Origin of the sequence: Bacillus sp. FSL K6-1218 (assembly GCF_038006445.1) — a bacterium.
Lineage (GTDB): Bacteria > Bacillota > Bacilli > Bacillales > Bacillaceae_G > Bacillus_A > Bacillus_A thuringiensis_S.
The window spans coordinates 848918-868952 of sequence record NZ_JBBOVE010000001.1 but is presented as its reverse complement, the minus strand read 5'-3'; the positions used below and the strand labels follow the sequence as shown (position 1 = coordinate 868952).

The window sequence follows — 20035 nt, the reverse complement described above, 5'->3', positions numbered from 1 at the left end:
AGCTTCTAGATATTTCACTTTAAATTGGAGCATTCGTTAACGTCCATTCAAGCTCACCTTTATAGCTCTTATTTACTTTTATATTTGGACCTGAAGTAACCCGTAAGCGAATCCCTTCGTCATCCTTCCAATCAAACAAAACATCTTCATTATTCGTTGAAGTATGAGTAGTAACTAAGTAAGACTGTTCATTTAATACGGTATCAATGCCATTTGTACTATATATAATCGAATCCGGTAATATATCATTGTCCGTATTCATTAATGGGCTTGTTTGCTTTACATAAACTTGCCACTCAGTCTTATCTTTACGTTTATCAGAAACAATTAATTTTCCTTTCATACCACTGCGATTAAAGACTTTCTCCCTTGATTGAACTTTTACATTACCAAACGAAATACTTTGTGGCACATCAATTAGCTCAAGATTCCCACCAATTACACTTACTTTAATCTTTCTTTCAACATCTTTAACTTTTAAAGCTACAGTGTAATCACCGATTTGGTTTGTTAAACCACCTATATCTACAATTTGAACTTCCTTCGTAACATCAGCTCCGACTGGAAGTTCCCACGCCTTCACTTCTGCTTCTTTCAATATAAACTGCTTTAACTGTTCCACATCTGCCGGCACATCATCTACAACAGATACGAAATCCCTCGCCTGTAGGGCAGCTTCATTTCCAATCGTAACCCGATCATCTTTTATGAATACAGGAACAATCACTTTCGTTGCGTTTCCAGCCGCATCCGTTATTGTAACTTCAGCTTCAACATATCCTATTTTCGATACATCTGGTTTTTTCGTAACTTTGTAAGAAAGATTACTATCAGAAATACCCGCATTATCATTTACATTCGTTACATAATCTTTCGCATTACCCGATAAATCATCACCAATTTTGATTACTTGAGTAACCGGATTAGCTGTCGGTGGCATTGTATCTTTCACGCTAACGAGATCAGATTTCTCACTTACGTTTCCTGCTGCATCTGTAGCTGTTACATAATATTTAGTTCCAGGAACTAAAGGTCTTTTCTCTTCTGGTATTACAAATGTATATACTCCGTTAGCATCTGCTTTCACCGATCCAATTAGCACATCCTCACTATAAATATGTACGAATGAATTTGGTTCAGCTTTTCCTTGAAACTTTTCGGATATATCTTTAATTGGTTCCTCAAGAGTAGGCTTTTCTGGAGCTGTTTCATCCTTAACAATTGTTTTCGAATCAGCAAATTTACCATTTAAATACGAGAAAGCTTTTACTGTATTTCCAGCCGTTAAATATTTCCCTTTAGGCAAAGTAAATGAATATTTCCCTTCACTATCAGCAACTACGTGATACTTTTCAGAAATATTTATATCAGAAGAATCAATTGTTGGACTTGGAATTGCATCGTCTCCTGATAAACGCACTAGCGCACCTGGATTTGTAACACCCGTAATAATATGACTGTTTTCTTTATTCTGATTATCTGTTAATTTATCAATAGAAACTGCTACATTTGGAATATATTCAAATAGTACTCTTTTAAAGTTTTGCGTTCGGAAGTTTTCTCGGAAATCATTTTGTACTTTTTCAGTTAATGAATTCCCTACTGCTTCTCTAACGTCACTATAATTATATTTAACCTGCATTCCATACATCGGATTCCAGATGTAACTTGGTTTATCATCATCATCGATTGACACACCATTTTTCCAAGCTTTTACACGCTGTACATCTACATCTAATACTCCACTTACACCATACATATAAATTAGCCTACTTGATGCATGAGAACTATCTAATGCCAAATTTACTCTTTCAGCATTTGCGAATTGGAACTTTGCATTTGTACCAATATAAATAAGGTTTTTTGATCCAGTTCCATCGGAATGTACATCGAACGTTGATTTTTCACCAATTATAAAAGAGCTTCCATTCCCTGCATATACACTTGCTTGCGTAGAAGTTGATGTGTTTTCTGATTTCACAGTTAATTTCGCACTATCAGCAACTTTAAGATTTGCACTTGGTCCTAGATAAAGCGCATTGTAACCTAGATTACCTTTTGTATTAATGTTCAACTCCGCATTCTTTTTTACAGTAATCCCCGAATTTGTTCCTTCAACACGTATTCCGCCTCGATTGCTAGTTGAAGTTGTATTCACGTTAACTTTTGCACCGTCATGGATTATAAACTGCCCTTGCGTTACAATTACTGCCTGCGGATTTTCTCCGCCAGTATCAGATGCTGAAACATCAATAATGGCATCTTTCCCTACATCTACTGTTCCACCATTAAATAGCCCAAATACTGCTGATTTTTTAGTGCTACCAGTATAATGAGTACCTTCAAGAAATTTCACATTTGTCGCTTCAACATTTTGCTGTGTATCTGTACCGGTAGTTGGAATAGATTTTCCGTCTAATGACGTGTATTTTTCAACCGATTGAACATTCAGCTTACCAGCAAATATAACATCCGCATTATAAGAACACGTTAACTGCGGTCCTATATAACTCAAGTTTTCATATTTTATAACAGCAGAGTTAGAGTTTGCAGGGGCATCCATACGAAACGGACCATACCAGTTACTTCCAAGAATATTTATATTTTGTATAGTAAGATTCATTTTATTCGCCACAGTAGCTGTGAAAATCCCACATAGCCCTCCAAAGTCAACAGTATGACCATTTCCTTCAATCACCAAATCTGATCTAACTGGAAAAGTGAGAAAACCATATGCAGGGTGATTTACAGTAAAGTTGTTTTTGATGTTAATCTTTGAAACATTCTTATCATTCAACGCTTCTCTAAATGTCTTATCATCATAAACATCTACTGTGCCATTTACTACAGCATGTTTTACTTCCTGATTCTCTAGGCGCTCTTCTACATTTTCTATAGTCGCTATTTCATTAGACACTATCTCTTCATTTTTCACTTCTTCAACATGTGTTTTTTCTGAATCAATTATTTTTTCTATTTCTACTTGAGTTGTTTCTTTCTGTTTCACGACATGTTTTTTGTTTTCTTCAATGCGTCCTTCTTTTAGCCCAGTGCCTTCTTCATTATGGATTCCCACATTTTTTTCGCTTTTTTCTTCTTTATCACTTTGATGAATGATGTCAGACTTCTTTTCTTCAAAAGTCCCTTTCACCATTGTATTTTCAGTAATATGTACTATCGGATTTATTTTCGATTGAACTTCTTGATTTTCTTGCTTTAGCTTCGTCTCAAATTTATAAGTTCCAGGCCTTTTTCCTTTCACCGACAAACGTACTACATCTAAAGCTTTACTTTGTGAATTTTTTTCAATTTGAATTACCGCATTTTCTATTAAACGAATTCTTTCAGACGTGCCATTGCGTTCATTCAATACTTTAGTCGCCTCTTCATCAAATTCCATACCTTCTGGCACTACAATCTCAACTTTATCACCAGTTTTTTTCAATTCCATTATTCTTAATACTATTTCTTCATCTACCTGCGCTTTATTCTTTTCAGATTGTAACAATAATTTTATTTCTTGATTATCTTCAATTGCATAAGCTGTACTTGATAAAGCATCTAATGTACTTAGTTGTGTAAACATAATCGTACTTGCTAAACAAATACGCCCTATTTTTTTCTTTTATTCAATATCTTCATTTTCCTCCTTTCTTTATTCACTAAAGTACTTAAAACACATATAATTAAATACTTCAATTTATCTTTTTTTTAGTCTATATCCATTAAGTAAGACAACTAAGTTTTCAACTCTACATATAATGTTAACCATTTTCTTGAAATACATAAACGAAAAGTACGCACGGGGGAACGCATTTATTTTTGCGGGAAACCGCGCGAAAAACCAAAAATTATCCATAGTACATAAATAAAAAAGGCATAAACCAATATCATATTGAGCTTATGCCTAACGAAATAAACTTTATTTTGTTCTATATAAATCTATCTCTTTCATAAACAAGTTACACTTATACACATATAACCGGTCCTAATTGCTTCATATTGTTAAAGAATAAATAATCCCTAGTTCTTGCGCCTTTTGTACTGCTTCCATCCTTGATGACACCTGTAACTTATGAAATATGTCAGTTAATTTATATTCTACCGACCTTTGACTTAAATTTAATATTTCGGCAAGCTCTCTATTTGTTTTCCCCTTACTTACTTCAACTAGGATTTTTTTCTCTTCTTCATTTAAAGATACTGCCCTTTCAGGTCCATCCTCTATACTTATATTTGATATATTTTCTGTTATTCTCAATTGCCTAACTAATTGATAAGGTAAAACAACTTCTTTTTTCACTGCATGACGTATTGCATTTATCACTTGTTCCTCAGAAGAAGTTTTACTCAATACACCAAGAACCCCATTATCTATTAATAAATTATAATGTGCAAATACATCAAATCCTGTGAAAATAAGGATCGATGCCTCTGAATGTATCTTTAATATTTTCTTAGATAACTCTAAACCGTTTATATTTGGCATTTGTAGATCAATTAAGTAAACATCATATTTTTGATTCTTAATTTTTTTTTCTACTTCCATACTATCATGTACTACATCTACATTCATCTCATCGTATTTTTCAATTAACGCCTTCGTCCCTAATCCTACTGCAACATGGTCATCTACTACAAGTATTGAAATCATATTCTCACCCTTTCAATATCGTTACATACAATATCATCCTATCATCTGACGATTCATCGAAAACTAATTATCTTTAAATCTAATAATTATTTGCAAACCAAGATTAGGTTTTGATTCAACAGACATCTTTCCATTCAGACTTTGTATCCTAGTGACAATCCCAGACAATCCTAACGTGTTGTAAGAATGGTTTACTTCATCTAACTTAATACCAACCCCATTATCTACATAAGTTAAATATAGGTGATCGTCTTTATGAAATAATCTTATCGTTACATTTGTCGCTTTTGAATGTTTCATTGCGTTGTTTAATAGTTCTTGTATAATTCGATAAATCGCTTGTTCATGTTCAATACTAGGCACAACAATTCTTTCAGGAATATCATAATAGAAGAAAAAGGTCGCTTTTAAATTAATCTGCTTAAATAAATTCAGTAGTGCTTGTTTTAAACCTAACTCATATAGAAATGGTGGCCTCAAATTATTACACGTTTCACGAATTGTATAAATATGATCTAATAGTTCTTCATGTATTTCATTAAGTATATCTTTCATTTCCTCATCTTTAACACGTTCATTATAACTCTCAAATTTTCTAGTTAAACGTATTTGATCTTGCAAAACTCCATCATGTATATCACTTGCAAGATTTGTTCGTTCTTTTTCCGATAGTTTGAACATAAGTCTCGCCAACCACATGGGTGGGTGCTCTAAACTTTTTATCTCCTGTAATTGCTTTAATAAATCTTCAATTTGATTAGAACACTCTAATAATAAATCTGTATAATTACATAATGTTTCAATCCAAACTACTTCATCTACATTTAAATTTTCTTTCCCATTATAATTACACAATAAAATAAGCATTTTATCTGCTGAAGCAGATAAAACAAATCCAAAGTGTTTTTCTAACTGTACGATGGAACCAACCTTGTAGGTATCTAGTTGATGATTAAATAACGTTTCTATCGTCCGGTGCGGAACATATTCACTATCCAAAACACGGACAGACTTCTCAATTTTATTTATTTCTATGCAGCACGTCTCTTCAAGTTTTAAAATATCCGCTATCTCTCTTCGCATACTATAAATTAAATTTGATAGTTTATATTCATTTTTGGCTTGATGTAAAAATCGATGCAAACTGAATTGATAATTTTTTTGATGATGATATAAACTTTTTCTCAACTTAAAATCTATATAATCCTTAATATATAAAAAACAAATACAGATAATGATAGCAATAATTCTAAATTTTATCCACTCTAATAAACCTGCCTCACTCTCTTCAAAAAGTACCATAGTTAATACGGCCAAAAATATGTTAATCCCTACAGATAAAATAATATAATGCGGTAGTCGCTGAACGATAAATCTAAAATCAAACAACTTCCCTGCAATTACTAAATAAAATAAGCACACTGGGATAAATAAAAAGAAAATCCCCGTTGTTTCACTGCTTATAAATTCTTCCCCATAATATAAATTTGGAATTAAATATAAACAAACAAATGGGGTTACCGATACAAAAAAACTAATAATAATAATTTTTAAATATTTAATGTAACTACTATTTTTACTTTTCAAATAAAACCTTACTAAAAGGTATACTGTAAAACAAAATAATATAAAACTTAAAGTGACTGTAAACAAATTAGCCCATTCATTATGTTCTACATATACAAAAATACTCACTATAATAAGGAATACCGATATTGCATTTAAAACTTTTAATTGTTTTGGTATTAAAAACTTTATTTCATTATGCAAGAAATACAACATCATGAATCGAATAAAGAAAGTAAATGAACACACTAATGAAATTGAAGCCACAATAAAAGAGAATATATCTTCTCTTTCAACAGCCATAATGCTAATAAAATTTAATCCAAGAGAAATTAAAAAATATACTAGATTAGTGGTACTACGATTCATTTCAGGAACAAACATTAAAAGATATAATGCCATCAAAAAACATACTATATAAAATCCAACTGGAATGATAAAATGATAAAATAATTGTTTGCTATAAGGTGTATATTTTATCTCATACTCTTTTATTTGTCCGTTCCTATTTAATATGATTTTTTTTGCTTGTTCAATTGAATGATACGATACAACTGTAAAATGTTGAGATGGTGATTCGCCATCTATTTTTTCTATAATATCTCCTATTTGGAAATCTCTTTTTCCCGCCCAACTATATTTTGATAAATCATTTATAACATATTGTTTAGATTCATATTTTACAGATATACCTATCTCAGGATATTCTTTTATTAAATTAGCTAAATAACTACTAACTATAAGGGAAAATAATAGAATCAACAACTGCCACTTAGATTTCCACATTCTCGCTATCATTGCATAACTCCTTTTGCAAACACAACCATATACATTGCCCCCCCTAGGTATTATTAAAGGGAAATTTTTTACTTTTCATTCTCAATAAAAATAGAGTTATTTACCTTATACTTTCAACATTAAAAATAGATCCGCATTTTTTTCAAAGGTAAATAAATTATATATTGCCCTACCTAGGTATTCTTTAAAAATTTTTTTACTTTTCATTCCTCAATAAAGATAGAATTATTCACCTTATACTTTCAACATTAAAAATAAATCCGCTTTTTTCAAAGGTAAATAAATTATACATTGCCCTCCCTTGATATTCTTAAAAGGAAAGTTTTTTTATTTTCATTCCTCAATAAAGATAGAATTATTTATCTTACACTCAAAAAATTAAAAATAGCTCTATATTTTTCAAAAGTAAATACATTACATACACTTCTAAAAAATTAGAACCCCCATAAAAATATATACTCATCATCATGAGATTAGGAAAAAATTATAACACAAAGTAAAAAAAATTATAAGCTACTTTCTATATATATATTATATTAATATAATATCACTTTAGTACTATCTAGCTGATGTGTTAAATAAAATTCATTATTCTTCTTATAAATCTCAATACCTTTTGTAAATATCTTTACATTATTTATAAAAATAGTTGAATCATTTACCCAAATATTTTCAACCAATTGCGATCCTTGATAAAAGAAATCATTTTCTATCATCATATGAAGTACATGTTTCGCTAATATTTCCGTTTTAAAACTATTTAAATCTATAAGGGTCTCCATCTATTCTAACCTCTTCCATTTATCTCTATTAATTTCCTTATTAGTAAATACATTATATGTAAAAATTGCGATTATTTCACCGAAATACTAATGCGCCCTTACGAAATAGATAGGTGATTACCGAAAGGGTATTCCCTCGATATACTTTTTATGCATATAACTTCCCCGACTACTTTACTCTTTTATTAACCACCAAATACGGTTCACCGCAATATAAATGCGTGCAAATAAAAAATTAATATCCCACCTGTTATATATAGAGTATTTTACATGTATAAAGTTACATTCAGAGTTCCATAAAGTGAAACTTTAATCAGTGGGGGTTTTACGGGCAGCCCAACAAATAGCAGGATAAAAACAAAAAAAGACGCCCCCTAGGGACGTCTTCCACTATTACGCTTGTTGTTGCGCGCTATATAATTCTTCAAGTGGCTTCATGATAATTTTGTTAACGTCACCGATTACAACGTTTAGACGTTGCTCAGTTTCCATTAATTTTGTAATTTTAGCATCTTGTTGAATGCGAGCTACAACTTCTTGCGCTTGTTGATTGTCTTCTTCAGTGATTTCTTGGCCTTGCATCATTTTTTGTTGTAGGCTAAGTTGCATTGTACGGAACTCATCGAATAAGTTCTTTGAAGCTGTGTCAGCTTGAACGGCTGCGTAGCTCTCTTTTAACGTTTTGAAGTCATCGTTTTCAGCGATTGCTTTTTGTAATTCATATGCAACATCATGAATGTTCTTTGTCATTTTATTTTTCCTCCTTTAGAAGGCTAGCGCTTTTCACTCGCACTGCCTTTTCAGTGCATTTACATACGCACCTCTTCTTACCATATCAAACTATGCAAGAGATGTGAAGAAATTTCACTTTTATTTCTATGTACTCACCTTATTATCTAAGAAACAATAGTAACAATCCTTGCACGAGACCAATCATTCCGCCTAATAGCGCTCCTAAATACGTAATCATTTTCAATTCGTTTTTCGTAATAGACAGCACTAAGTCTTCTAATCTTTCTGTTGAGAATGTAGACACTTCTTGCTGGACAATTTCCGCAAGGTGTAGATTGTTTAGTATACTCTCTACGTTTTCTGTTCCCCACTTTAAGCCTTCCGTTACTGCGCTTGGAACCAATTTTTCAATGATTGTTTCTCGAACTGGTTCACATACTTGCTGAACAGATTGATTTAAAAACTTACTCACTGTTTCCTCTACTTTAACTGCTGACAGCACGGAGCTTACAATCATTTCTTTCTCTACAAACGCTTCTAATTCTTTTACATCTCTTCCTTTTAACTTTTCCCACTCTTTTTGCAGTACATCAGTTAAAAGCTGCTTTGTACCATCTTGACCTAAAAATTTAATAACTTCTGGCTGCACACGATCCACTACACTTACATTTCCTAAAAACATTCCGACTAAGTTAAGTAGCGTTCCGCGAGAAGCAAAGAAATCATCAATCATTTTTGAAAGACGACCTTTCCCTTCTTCACTTTCAAAAAAGCTAATTCCTCGCTCTAAAATAAACGCCGAGACATTCGGAATCGCATTCTCTACTTTTTCATTTACAGAATGAGGTAAAACCTGTTCCCATGTATATGTATAATACTCTGCTAAAAATGCATGAATTTTTTCTGTAATTACATGTTCGATTTTTCGAGTCGCTTCTTCTTCTACATGCGCTACATTCCATTTTTCTAACATATGTCGCAGTGATTGTTCATTCGTAATTACTTTATCCACTTCCACTTGCGCCCAGTGGATTAAACCTTTTTGAAACTCTTCATTTGTTAGCTTTTTTCCGATTCCTTCTGGTGTTAACAAATGTTCTACAACCATTTTCCCTAATTGAACAGCAAGTTCATCACGACGCTTCGGAATTAATCCTGGTGTAAATGGAACTTGAAACTTTCCGATATAAATAGGACGATGAGGACGAAATAACATTTTTATCGCTAAATGATTCGTGTATCCCCCAATAATTGCTCCGAGTCCTGTCGTCGTTAACATATTTAACCATATATTCATTACAATCAACCTTTCACTTCTCCAAAACTATAGCATATCATCATACGGACAAAAGTATAATGGTATAAAAACGTATTTGCAATATATAGCTTCGCCTATTATGCAAATAGTAGTAAAGGAGTGATTTCGTTGGTTCTCGGTCTTTTAGCTTCTAAACTTCATTATGAGCAAACATATTACACCGAAATCGCTAAACGCGCTCGGCTTTATCATAATGTCGTTGCCCAGTTTACGCCATTTTGTATTGATCCTAAAACAGACCTTGTTTCTGGTCTTATTTACGATACAGATACAGGAAAATGGAAAGAGCAAACATTCCCTATTCCTTCTTATATATATGATCGTTATTCTTTTCACGAGGAAACAGACTCTGAAAAAGCAACATCAATTATTCACTCTTTGCACAATCGTCCTTCCACTACCTTTTTAAATAACACACTTATTAATTTAAGTGAACTACATGATTTATTTCTCACTAATAAGAAACTGTCTCCTTATATACCAAAATTTGAAATTGCAACGATACAAAACATTTTCAAACTGTTGTTAAAAACTAAAGATATTATTATACGCCCCACTAATATACATTCTAAGGATAACTTATATCGAATTGCTTACAAAAATAAAACGTTTCATATCGATACAGTAAATGAAAAATATCATACTTCTATTCCACTCAAACGGACAGATGAATTTATATCTTGGTACAAATCTAACATACCCTCATCACGTTACATAGCGCACACTATGCTACAACCACCAAATCAACTAACATATCCACTCCATATTCGAACCATTTTGCAAAAAAACAAAGAACAAACTTGGAATGTTATCGGTCAATTTATACAAAAAAGTTCATTTCCTAATCAGCTTTTACCCTCAGCAACAGACGATGATTCATTACATTCATTTTCAAAAATTAAATACGTACTATCTAGTACGGGTGTGCAACTATTGCACGACGCTTTACACGACATTATAAATGAAGTAGTCCAAACACTAGATCAGTCTTATTCTTCGTTATTTGAACTAGAACTTTCCACAATTATGGATCAAAAAGGTGCAATCTGGCTTATGTATGTCAACACAATCCCTCCTTACGAACAATACATTCGTCATAGTGATTCATTAGCTGAAAAGATATTTCACGGACCACTTAAATTCAGTCGCTTTACACCATAATGAAAGGAGGTAAACCTATTTTGAAAGAACATATATATACATTAAACATTTCAGATGAAAATCCAAATAGCATTACTTTACCTTACGTTTTTTCTATTACGCCGCCTATTACATCCCTCTCCTTCGGTATACGTCACATTGCAAGTGAAGAGGTGAAAATTCATTATTCCTTTACTCGCGAAATTATTATCGGAAAACATATTGCCGAAAAACTTTTACTACCTCAATCAACCACTATTCATGCATTCACACAAAACCAAACAATTATTTTCGGACCATTAATCGGCATTTTTACAACTGGCTTTAACGATGATTCTTCTAACCCTTTAGGAAATCGTTCAATTGCCCTCAGTGAGTTGTTAACACCACCATTTTCATTACGACCGTTCGTATTCGTCTTTGGCGTTCAACATATAAACTGGGAAGAAGAAACGATTGAAGGATATTTCTTTCAAGAGAAACAATGGATAAAGAAAAAGGTTCCTTTACCAAATGTCATTTACGATCGATTACCAAATCGACAAGCAGAAAATTACAAACCAATTGTCAGAGCAAAAAGAAAGTTAGAACATGACTACTCCATTCCATGGTTTAACCCAGGTTTTTTCAATAAATGGGAAGTTCATCAACTTCTTATGAAAGATGAATCAATTAGACCCTTCTTACCAAACACAGAAGCATTTCAGCATTTTGAACAAGTAGAGCGGTTTCTTGGCACGTATAAATCTGTGTACATGAAACCAATACACGGAAGCTTTGGTAGAAATATTCATCAAATATTTTATTCTCAAACAGAAAATTGCTACTACTGTCGTTATCGCAAAAATGAAGAAAATAAACTGAGAAAGTATCAATCATTAGAAACGCTTCTAAACCACGTATTAAAAGGACATGATTTAAAAAAGTTTATCGTGCAGCAAGGTATTTCGTTACTTCGCTTCGATGGGCAACCTGTTGATTTCCGCATTCATACAAATAAAAATCATTTCGGTAATTGGATAGTTAGTGCAATCGTCGCCAAAATCGCTGGCAAAGGCAGTTTAACAACGCACGTAAATAGCGGCGGTGATACAAAATTACTGCAAGAGCTTTTCCCAGATTCAACGAAACAAGTTCAAATTGAAAACAAATTAAAACATACTGCCTTACAAATAAGTTACGCGCTCGATGAACAAGTAACCGGAAATATTGGAGAAATCGGTTTTGATATCGGTTTAGACACAAAGGAAAATCCGTGGCTCTTTGAAGCCAACTCTAAACCTGGGCGAACTGTATTCCAAGATGAAAAGTTAAAAGAGCAAAGTGAAATGACGCGCCAGTTATTTTACGAATATGCCGTCTACTTAACTGAACATTCTTTACGCGATACAAAAGAAAAAATGTCTCAAATAAAATCCAAGACTTCATCAAATACCGAACATATCCCTTCTCCTATGATTCACTCACAAATACAAAAACAAAAACTTCCACCTAGATAATAAGGTGGAAGTTTTCTATTTACACAAGTTTTACTACAACCTCTGTTTCCACGTTACATACTCCGCAATAAAAAATATGATTGCAATATTCATTTGAATTATTATGCGTTAAACCATCTACTGCACTTAATAATTCTTGATCCATATAGGCACTATAATCGTCTATATAATCTACAGACTTCCCATAATCTTGGAGTATACTTTGGCAATTTTGACAAGAATATGTTTGTAATTCTAATGCGTTGCATAGCGGGCAAATCCCCATCATGATTCCTCCATACGTTATCGTTTAAAGCCTCTCTTTTTTAGATTGAAGAGAGCACCTACCCATGCATAGGAGCGGTCACTCCATCCCTACTTAAAAATAGAACTATGAAGTTGCTACCGATTTCATTTCAATAAATCATAAATAAGAAGCTAATGATTAGCCTACAAGTAGCAGGCTACAATGAGAAAATTATATTTAATATCCTCCTTAGTTTGGCCTGTTTTCTTAAAAATACAACGATTACTCTTATTTCATAATTTACGAAATCAATAAGTTTTTTTGACAAAATTTACAAATTATTATTTTGTATATCTTTCTAGGTAACATCCATACTATGAGTACAAACTTAATTACCGATGGATTAGCGCCAACCGGGGCGATAATCTGGTTCAACTCCAGCTAGTCCAACCAAAAAAACTTTTATAACTCTAAGGAGGATATATTCCTATGGCAAACCAAAATTCTTCAAATCAATTAGTAGTACCAGGTGCAACAGCTGCAATCGATCAAATGAAGTACGAAATCGCTCAAGAATTTGGTGTACAATTAGGAGCAGATTCTACGGCTCGCGCTAACGGTTCAGTTGGTGGAGAAATTACAAAACGTCTAGTTGCAATGGCTGAGCAAAGCCTTGGCGGATTCCACAAATAAATATAAATGGCAAAAAGGTCTCAGGGCATATACCCTGAGACCTTTCTTAATTTACTGCAACATTTGTAAAAACTTTTTCGTGCGTTCTTCTTTTGGATTTGTAAATACATCTTCTGGTGTACCTTGTTCGACAACGACACCACCATCCATGAAAATAACACGGTTCGCAATTTGATGTGCAAAACGCATTTCGTGCGTTACAATAACCATCGTCATGCCTTCTTTAGCAAGTTCTTTCATTACTTTTAAAACCTCTTGAACGAGTTCAGGATCAAGCGCTGAAGTCGGCTCATCAAATAATAACACTTCTGGCTCCATCGCAAGCGCGCGCGCAATTCCAACGCGCTGTTGTTGACCACCTGATAATTGAAATGGATATAAATCCACTTTATCTGCTAAACCAACTTTTTCAAGGAAGTAGTTTGCTTTTTTCTTTGCTTCTTCTTTCCCTACTTTTTTCACTGTAATGAGCCCTTCCATTACATTTTGAAGTGCTGTTAAATGAGGGAATAAGTTATGGTGCTGGAATACCATACCTGTTTGTGTACGAAGATTTACAATATCTTTCTTCGATACTTTTTGAGCAAAATTAAGCTCTTTATTGCCGATGCGAATGCTACCGGCGTTTGGTGTTTCTAGTACGTTAAGACAACGTAAGAATGTCGTTTTACCAGATCCAGACGGTCCAATAATAACAACAACCTCGCCTTTCTCAACTGTTAAATCTATATGCTTTAGTACGGTATTATCTCCGAAACTTTTTTGTAAGTGCTGAATTGAAATCATAAAAACAAAAACTCCTTTTGTAAAAGGATTATTTTAATGTGTAGCGTTCTGAACGCTTCTCTAACATCTGTTGTACGATTGATAATAAGAAACAAATAACCCAATAAATAAGACCTGCTTCAAAATAAACAATTAAAAACTCGTAGTTCATCGCCGCAATTTCCTGCGCTTTTCGGAACATTTCTGTTACTAAAATTAATGATGCTAATGAAGTATCCTTCACTAAGCTAATAAATGTATTCGAAAGCGGTGGAATTGATACACGCGTTGCTTGTGGTAAAATAACACGTTTTAATGCTTGTGGATATGTCATCCCAATTGTGTAAGCTGCTTCCCACTGCCCTTTCGGAATGGAAAGGATAGAAGCACGAATAATTTCAGATGCATATGCACCGACATTTAATGAAAATCCAACAACTGCTGCTGTATATGGCTCAACTTCAATATTAAGAGTTGGAAGACCATAGAAAATAATAAATAACTGTACAAGAAGTGGCGTTCCGCGAATGATAGATACATAGATACGAGCAATCCATTGTAAAATACGACTACCAGAAATACGTGCGAGCGCCGTTAACGTTGCCAGTATAATCCCGATAATAAATGTAATAAGCGTTAATGGAATTGTCGTAAAAACAGCTTCCTTCAGCATAGGCATGAAGGAAGACTGCATAATATCTATCCAAGTAGACAATCGATCTGAAACCAATGCACTACTTAGATACATTTTCACCGAACCATTTTTTCGTTATTTTGTCATACGTACCGTCTTTTTTCATATCTTCTAACGCTTTATCTACTTCTTGTACAAGCTTAGTGCTACCTTTACGGAATAAGAATCCACTTTCTGAAGCTTCTTTTTCAGTATCTACAATTTTAATTTTCGCATCTTTTTTCGTTTCTAAGTAGTTTAGTACTGATAACTTATCATTGATTGTGAAATCAACGCGTCCTGAAGCTAATAATTCTGCTGCCTGGCTAAATCCTTCTACACCAATAATTTCCGCACCATTTTTCTTAGCGATATCTGCATAGTTACTCGTTAAAGATTGTGCTCCTTTTAGTCCTTTTACATCAGCAAATGTAGCAGGCTTATCTTTATCTTTTGCAATAACTAATGCCGCTGAAGATGAAACGTATGGCTTAGAGAAATCGTATTTCTTTTGACGATCTTCACGAATACCAACTTCGTTTGCAACCATATCGAAACGTTTTGCATCTAGGCCAGCCAGTAAGCTATCCCATTGTGTTTCTTTAAATACAGGTTTTACACCTAAACGTTTTGCAACTTCTTCTGCTAATTCAACATCAAATCCAGTTAATTTATTGCTTGAATCGTGGAACGTAAATGGTGGGTATGTACCTTCTGTACCAATTACAAGTTCACCGCTTTGTTTAATCTTTTGTAAAGCGTCTTGACTAGCTGTATCTTTTTTCTCTTCTTTACCGCAGCCGGCTACAATCCCGATCGCTAAAGTAGTTACTGCAAGCACTGAAAATAATTTCTTCATGATAGTAATCCTCCAAGTATTCTGATAGGAATTTAAAAACTATATTGATTGTATGCAATCTTGAACAATTTTTCAATGAAAATGTTCTTATTTAGTTTATCCTTTTTCTTCATAATCAAACAAAAGGGAAAAATAACGCTACATACAAAAAATAAGTAACATTTTTTAATATAGCATTTATAAAGAAAAAGGTAAAACAATACTTCTTATCTAACTGTCGTAATTTGCTAAAGAGTCGACATGTTCATCAATAAAAAAGAACTTGTGAAAATCACAAGTTCTCCTCCATATCTGTTAAGCACTCTGATTACCTTCCATTTGCGTTTTATACATATCGTAATAACGCCCGCGCTTTTTCATGAGTTCATCATGAGAGCCTTTTTCTAAAATGGTTCCTCTATCAAGCACAATAATTTGATCTGCGCTTTTAATTGTTGAAAGTCGGTGAGCAATAATAAATGTCGTTCTTCCTTTTTTCACAACTTCTAGTGCTTGTTGAATCATCGCCTCTGTTTCTGTATCAATACTAGACGTTGCTTCATCTAAAATTAAGATAGCTGGATCAAAAGCAAGCGCCCTAGCAAACGAAATAAGCTGACGTTCTCCAGTGGAAAGCGTACTTCCCTTTTCTGTAATTTCTTCATTTATATTGTTTGCAAATCTTTCAGCACCAACATCACGTAGCGCCTTTACAATGCGCTCTTTTGAAATTTTTTCATTTTCTAAACTTACATTGGAAGCCACCGTCCCGCTAAAAAGAAACGGGTCTTGCAGTACGATTCCCATATGCTCACGAGTTGCTTGTTTCGGCATTTCTTTTACATCGTGACCATCAATCGTAAGTTTTCCTTTTTCAAACTCATAAAATTGAAAGAGTACATTCATGATAGAACTTTTTCCTGATCCAGTATGACCGACAAGTGCCACTGTCTCACCTTGTTTTGCTTCAAAAGAAATATTTTTTAACACTTCATCTTTTCCATTATAAGAAAATGATACATTATCAAATTTTACATTTCCTTTTAAACGAGGCATACGTTCTTCTTCTACCGCTTCTCCTTTTTCCTCTAACAATTCAAATACACGTTCTGATGCAACGCGCGCTTGCTCTAAGTTTGCAAGCTGGTTCACCATATTCGTAATTGGCGAGAATAATCTTGTTAAATAATCGACGAACGCATACAGTACCCCAAGTGAAATAATACCTGTAGCACTTAATGACGCACCGCCGAAATACCAAATTACTCCTGTGAAAGCGATATTTCTTAATACGGCTACTAAGTTATGCGAAGTCGCTGCATTTAAATTTAAAATTTTATTTTGATATTTAAAATAATCGCCATTTAATTCTTCAAACTCTTTTTTCGTTTCACGCTCTTGACGGAACGCTTGAATAATTGGCATCCCTTGAATGGATTCATTCACTGTTCCATTAATATCAGATAAACGAGAGCGCATTTTATGATTGTATACAGACGCATATTTTCTATAAAGAATCGCCCAAACAATTAAAATTGGGATAATTAATAAACATAATGAAGCGAGCTTCACATCTAATAAAAATAGCGCAGCGAATATCCCAATAATATAGATGATACTAGAAACAAATGTTGCCAGCACCGTTACATATAAATCACGAATGGCTTCTGTATCATTCGTCACACGCGAAACAATTTTCCCCGCAGGTAAATGATCAAAGTACCGAATTGGCAACGTTTGAATATGAGAAAAAACATCTTCCCTCATAATTTGAATAATTTTGTTCGCTGCCTTCTGCAAGAAGAACTGCTTTCCGTATGCAAATAATGATACGACTACTAATAAAGCGAAATAGCCACCACCAAGTAATAATAGACGGTTTATTTCTGGTTTATAAAACGCAAACACTTCTTCTGTCGTTAATGCCTTCGCTTTATACACTTGCACCGCCTTACCATTTTGAACGGTAATCATATCACCTTTTACAGTACGTGACCCTTCAATATTCACTTTATTCGGTACAAAATAATATTGAAAACCGACTTGCATCACACGTACTTCTTTACCTTTTGTCTCGCCTTGTTCAAAGCGATCACTTCGCTTATAAAAAGCGCCATTATATGAAACAGCTTCTTCACTCTTTTCTGTTTCATACCAAGGTTTCTCTATCCCGACGATATGATCATCAATCATCGTTTTAGCGACGAAAGGACCAGCAAGCTCTGCAATGACGAAAATAAATAACATTAACATCGCTGCAAAAATCGTTCCTTTCACTTTCATCGCATATTGAAATAATCGTTTTGAAACGCTCATATTTTCACCCCACTATCCGCACTTTCACTTTCACCTTGTTGTCTTTCAAACTGCTCAGCATACCAGCCTCCGCTCTGGATAAGCTGAGCATGTGTACCTTCTTCCATTACTTGCCCCTCATCCATAACGAGAATCCAATCCGCATGTTGTACGGCAGATAAACGGTGCGTCGTAATAATCGTCGTCTTTCCGCTTCTTTCTGTTCTTATATTTTCAATAATCGCTGCTTCCGTACGAGCATCAACAGCTGATAAAGAATCGTCCAAAATTAAAATTTCTGGATTTTGAATAACAGCTCGTGCAATCGAGATCCTTTGTTTTTGCCCTCCTGATAAAGAAACACCTTTCTCTCCAACGAGCGTTTCTAACCCTTCTGGTAAAAACTCTAAATCCTTTGTAAACGCCGCAATTTCAATTGCTTTCTCAAGTTCTTCTTCAGTCGCTTCCCTATTTCCGAATAAAATATTTTCTCTCGCTGTTTTTGAGAACAAAATATGTTCCTGAGGTACATACCCAATCCATCCGAGTACATTTTCATTCGTTATTTTATCTAATGTCACATCAGAGACCGCAATATCCCCATCTCCAAGCGGATATTGGCGAAGAAGCTGACGTACAAGCGTCGTTTTTCCGCTTCCTGTTTTTCCGACAACCCCTAGCGTTTCTCCTTGCTTTAATGTGAAAGAAACCTTCTTTAAATTTTCTTCAGTTGATGAAGGGTATGAGAAAGACACATCATCAAACTGAATATAATCCGGCTCTTGCACAAGCTTTGGATGTTTTGGATTCTTTACATCTGGCTCATACGCTAACGTTTCATTCACACGGTCAAGCGAAGCATTTCCTCTTTGCATAACATTGATTAATTCACCAATTGCAAACATCGGCCAAATCATCATCCCTAAATACACGTTAAAAGAAACGAGTTCGCCAAGCGTCACCTTTGATTGGAACACAAGGTATGCGCCATACACTAAACCGATTAAATAACTAAGACCGACAAGCATTTTCACAGTTGGTTGGAATAATGCATCAATTCTCGCTACCTTCATATTTTTTTCGTAGACGTCATCTCCTAAACGATGAAATCTTTCCTGATCTGCATTCTCTTGTACATATGCACGAATAACGCGCACACCAGCTATTGACTCAAGTACTTTATCGTTCATATCACCAAACGCATCTTGCGCAACTGTAAATCTTTCATGCAGTTTTTTTCCATATATATTCATCGCATACGCCATAATTGGAAGCGGGATAAGCGCTGCAAATGTAAGCTCCCAACTAATTGTAAATCCCATCATAAAGACAATCGTAAGCATGTATAAACTAGAATCTACAAGCGTTAATATACCAAAACCAGCTGTCATAGCGATTGCTTTTAAATCATTCGTTGCTCTCGCCATTAAGTCGCCAGTACGATTTTTTTGATAAAACGTCGGTGTCATCTTAAGTAAATGCCCCATAAATTTAGAGCGCATCGTTTTCTCAAGTACAAATGCACCGCCAAACAATTGATGTTGCCACACGAAAGTAAGGCCATACCCAACGATCGTAACCCCTATTAAAATAAGAATAGACTGTATAATTGCTTCGTTCGATAACGTTCCTGTTTTGATATTATCTATCGTAACCCCTAACACTTTCGGGGGAATAACTTCAACTATATTTACAATTAAAAGAGCTCCAATGGCGATACTATATCTCTTCCAATGCTCCCTAAAAAACCATTTTAACTTTAGTAATACTGATAACAATGTAACCTCTCCCTTCTCGTTCTCTTTTAACTCTCACTTCTTTATCCACTATCCAAACCCATCACATTTACATTTCGTAACCCATACAATCTCATCACATTTTTCCACCTTCCAAAATTTCCATCGTAACCATACAAGGAAAAATAAACAAAAAAAAGCATACCGCCGCTTGACGATATGCACAAAAATGCATAAAAAGCGTACGTTACGATATACGCAACGTACGCTTCTTATAAGACAGAGAATGCCTTATATATCCGCACGGGTTGCGTAATGAT

At 34.1% G+C, this 20035-nt stretch carries 15 protein-coding genes; 3 read left to right on the top strand and 12 right to left on the bottom strand.

Features of this window, described 5'->3' with window-relative positions:
• Window positions 1-19 precede the first annotated feature (19 nt).
• The 6 genes from MHI26_RS04495 to MHI26_RS04470 form a co-directional block, all read right to left on the bottom strand.
• Window positions 20-3586 (bottom strand): pectate lyase-like adhesive domain-containing protein, encoded by a 3567-nt coding sequence (locus MHI26_RS04495; RefSeq protein WP_151547475.1) that lies wholly within the window; start codon window positions 3584-3586, stop codon window positions 20-22.
• Window positions 3587-3997: 411 nt separating this feature from the next.
• On the bottom strand, window positions 3998-4654 hold the full coding sequence (locus tag MHI26_RS04490) for a response regulator transcription factor (RefSeq protein WP_061667606.1): 657 nt from the start codon (window positions 4652-4654) through the stop codon (window positions 3998-4000).
• A 63-nt stretch (window positions 4655-4717) separates the two neighbouring features.
• Window positions 4718-7018: an ATP-binding protein gene (locus MHI26_RS04485; protein WP_061667607.1), complete on the bottom strand. Its 2301-nt coding sequence runs from the start codon at window positions 7016-7018 to the stop codon at window positions 4718-4720.
• Window positions 7019-7554: 536 nt separating this feature from the next.
• On the bottom strand, window positions 7555-7800 hold the full coding sequence (locus MHI26_RS04480) for a hypothetical protein (protein ID WP_061667608.1): 246 nt from the start codon (window positions 7798-7800) through the stop codon (window positions 7555-7557).
• A gap of 393 nt (window positions 7801-8193) precedes the next feature.
• Window positions 8194-8550 (bottom strand): YlbF/YmcA family competence regulator, encoded by a 357-nt coding sequence (locus MHI26_RS04475; RefSeq protein WP_000164610.1) that lies wholly within the window; start codon window positions 8548-8550, stop codon window positions 8194-8196.
• A gap of 142 nt (window positions 8551-8692) precedes the next feature.
• Window positions 8693-9829 (bottom strand): DUF445 domain-containing protein, encoded by a 1137-nt coding sequence (locus tag MHI26_RS04470; RefSeq protein WP_042973213.1) that lies wholly within the window; start codon window positions 9827-9829, stop codon window positions 8693-8695.
• Window positions 9830-9958: 129 nt separating this feature from the next.
• Here MHI26_RS04470 and MHI26_RS04465 point away from each other — a divergent pair, with 129 nt between their 5' ends.
• Complete coding sequence (locus tag MHI26_RS04465) at window positions 9959-11011, top strand: YheC/YheD family endospore coat-associated protein (protein ID WP_000242804.1); 1053 nt, start codon at window positions 9959-9961, stop codon at window positions 11009-11011.
• A 20-nt stretch (window positions 11012-11031) separates the two neighbouring features.
• Complete coding sequence (locus MHI26_RS04460) at window positions 11032-12489, top strand: YheC/YheD family endospore coat-associated protein (protein WP_061667609.1); 1458 nt, start codon at window positions 11032-11034, stop codon at window positions 12487-12489.
• Window positions 12490-12508: 19 nt separating this feature from the next.
• On the opposite strand, the gene MHI26_RS04455 is transcribed toward MHI26_RS04460, so the two are convergent.
• A complete protein-coding gene (locus MHI26_RS04455) occupies window positions 12509-12754 on the bottom strand; it encodes a hypothetical protein (RefSeq protein WP_061667610.1) in 246 nt (81 codons plus the stop codon).
• Between the two features lie 450 nt (window positions 12755-13204).
• On the opposite strand from MHI26_RS04455, the gene sasP reads away from it, so the two are divergent.
• Complete coding sequence (gene sasP / locus MHI26_RS04450) at window positions 13205-13408, top strand: small acid-soluble spore protein, SasP family (protein ID WP_000013338.1); 204 nt, start codon at window positions 13205-13207, stop codon at window positions 13406-13408.
• Window positions 13409-13459: 51 nt separating this feature from the next.
• Here sasP and MHI26_RS04445 read toward each other — a convergent pair whose 3' ends face one another.
• The 5 genes from MHI26_RS04445 to MHI26_RS04425 form a co-directional block, all read right to left on the bottom strand.
• A complete protein-coding gene (locus MHI26_RS04445) occupies window positions 13460-14194 on the bottom strand; it encodes an amino acid ABC transporter ATP-binding protein (protein ID WP_000623613.1) in 735 nt (244 codons plus the stop codon).
• Window positions 14195-14222: 28 nt separating this feature from the next.
• Entirely contained in the window at window positions 14223-14921 is a 699-nt protein-coding gene (locus MHI26_RS04440; RefSeq protein ID WP_000281496.1) for an amino acid ABC transporter permease, read from the bottom strand.
• Window positions 14908-15705, bottom strand: coding sequence for an amino acid ABC transporter substrate-binding protein (locus MHI26_RS04435; RefSeq protein WP_000732844.1), 798 nt, complete (start codon window positions 15703-15705; stop codon window positions 14908-14910). The genes MHI26_RS04440 and MHI26_RS04435 overlap by 14 nt, the downstream gene beginning before the upstream one ends.
• Before the next feature lie 294 nt (window positions 15706-15999).
• Window positions 16000-18000: an ABC transporter ATP-binding protein gene (locus MHI26_RS04430; RefSeq protein WP_061667611.1), complete on the bottom strand. Its 2001-nt coding sequence runs from the start codon at window positions 17998-18000 to the stop codon at window positions 16000-16002.
• Entirely contained in the window at window positions 17997-19757 is a 1761-nt protein-coding gene (locus MHI26_RS04425; protein ID WP_061667612.1) for an ABC transporter ATP-binding protein, read from the bottom strand. The genes MHI26_RS04430 and MHI26_RS04425 overlap by 4 nt, the downstream gene beginning before the upstream one ends.
• Between the last annotated feature and the right edge of the window lie 278 nt (window positions 19758-20035).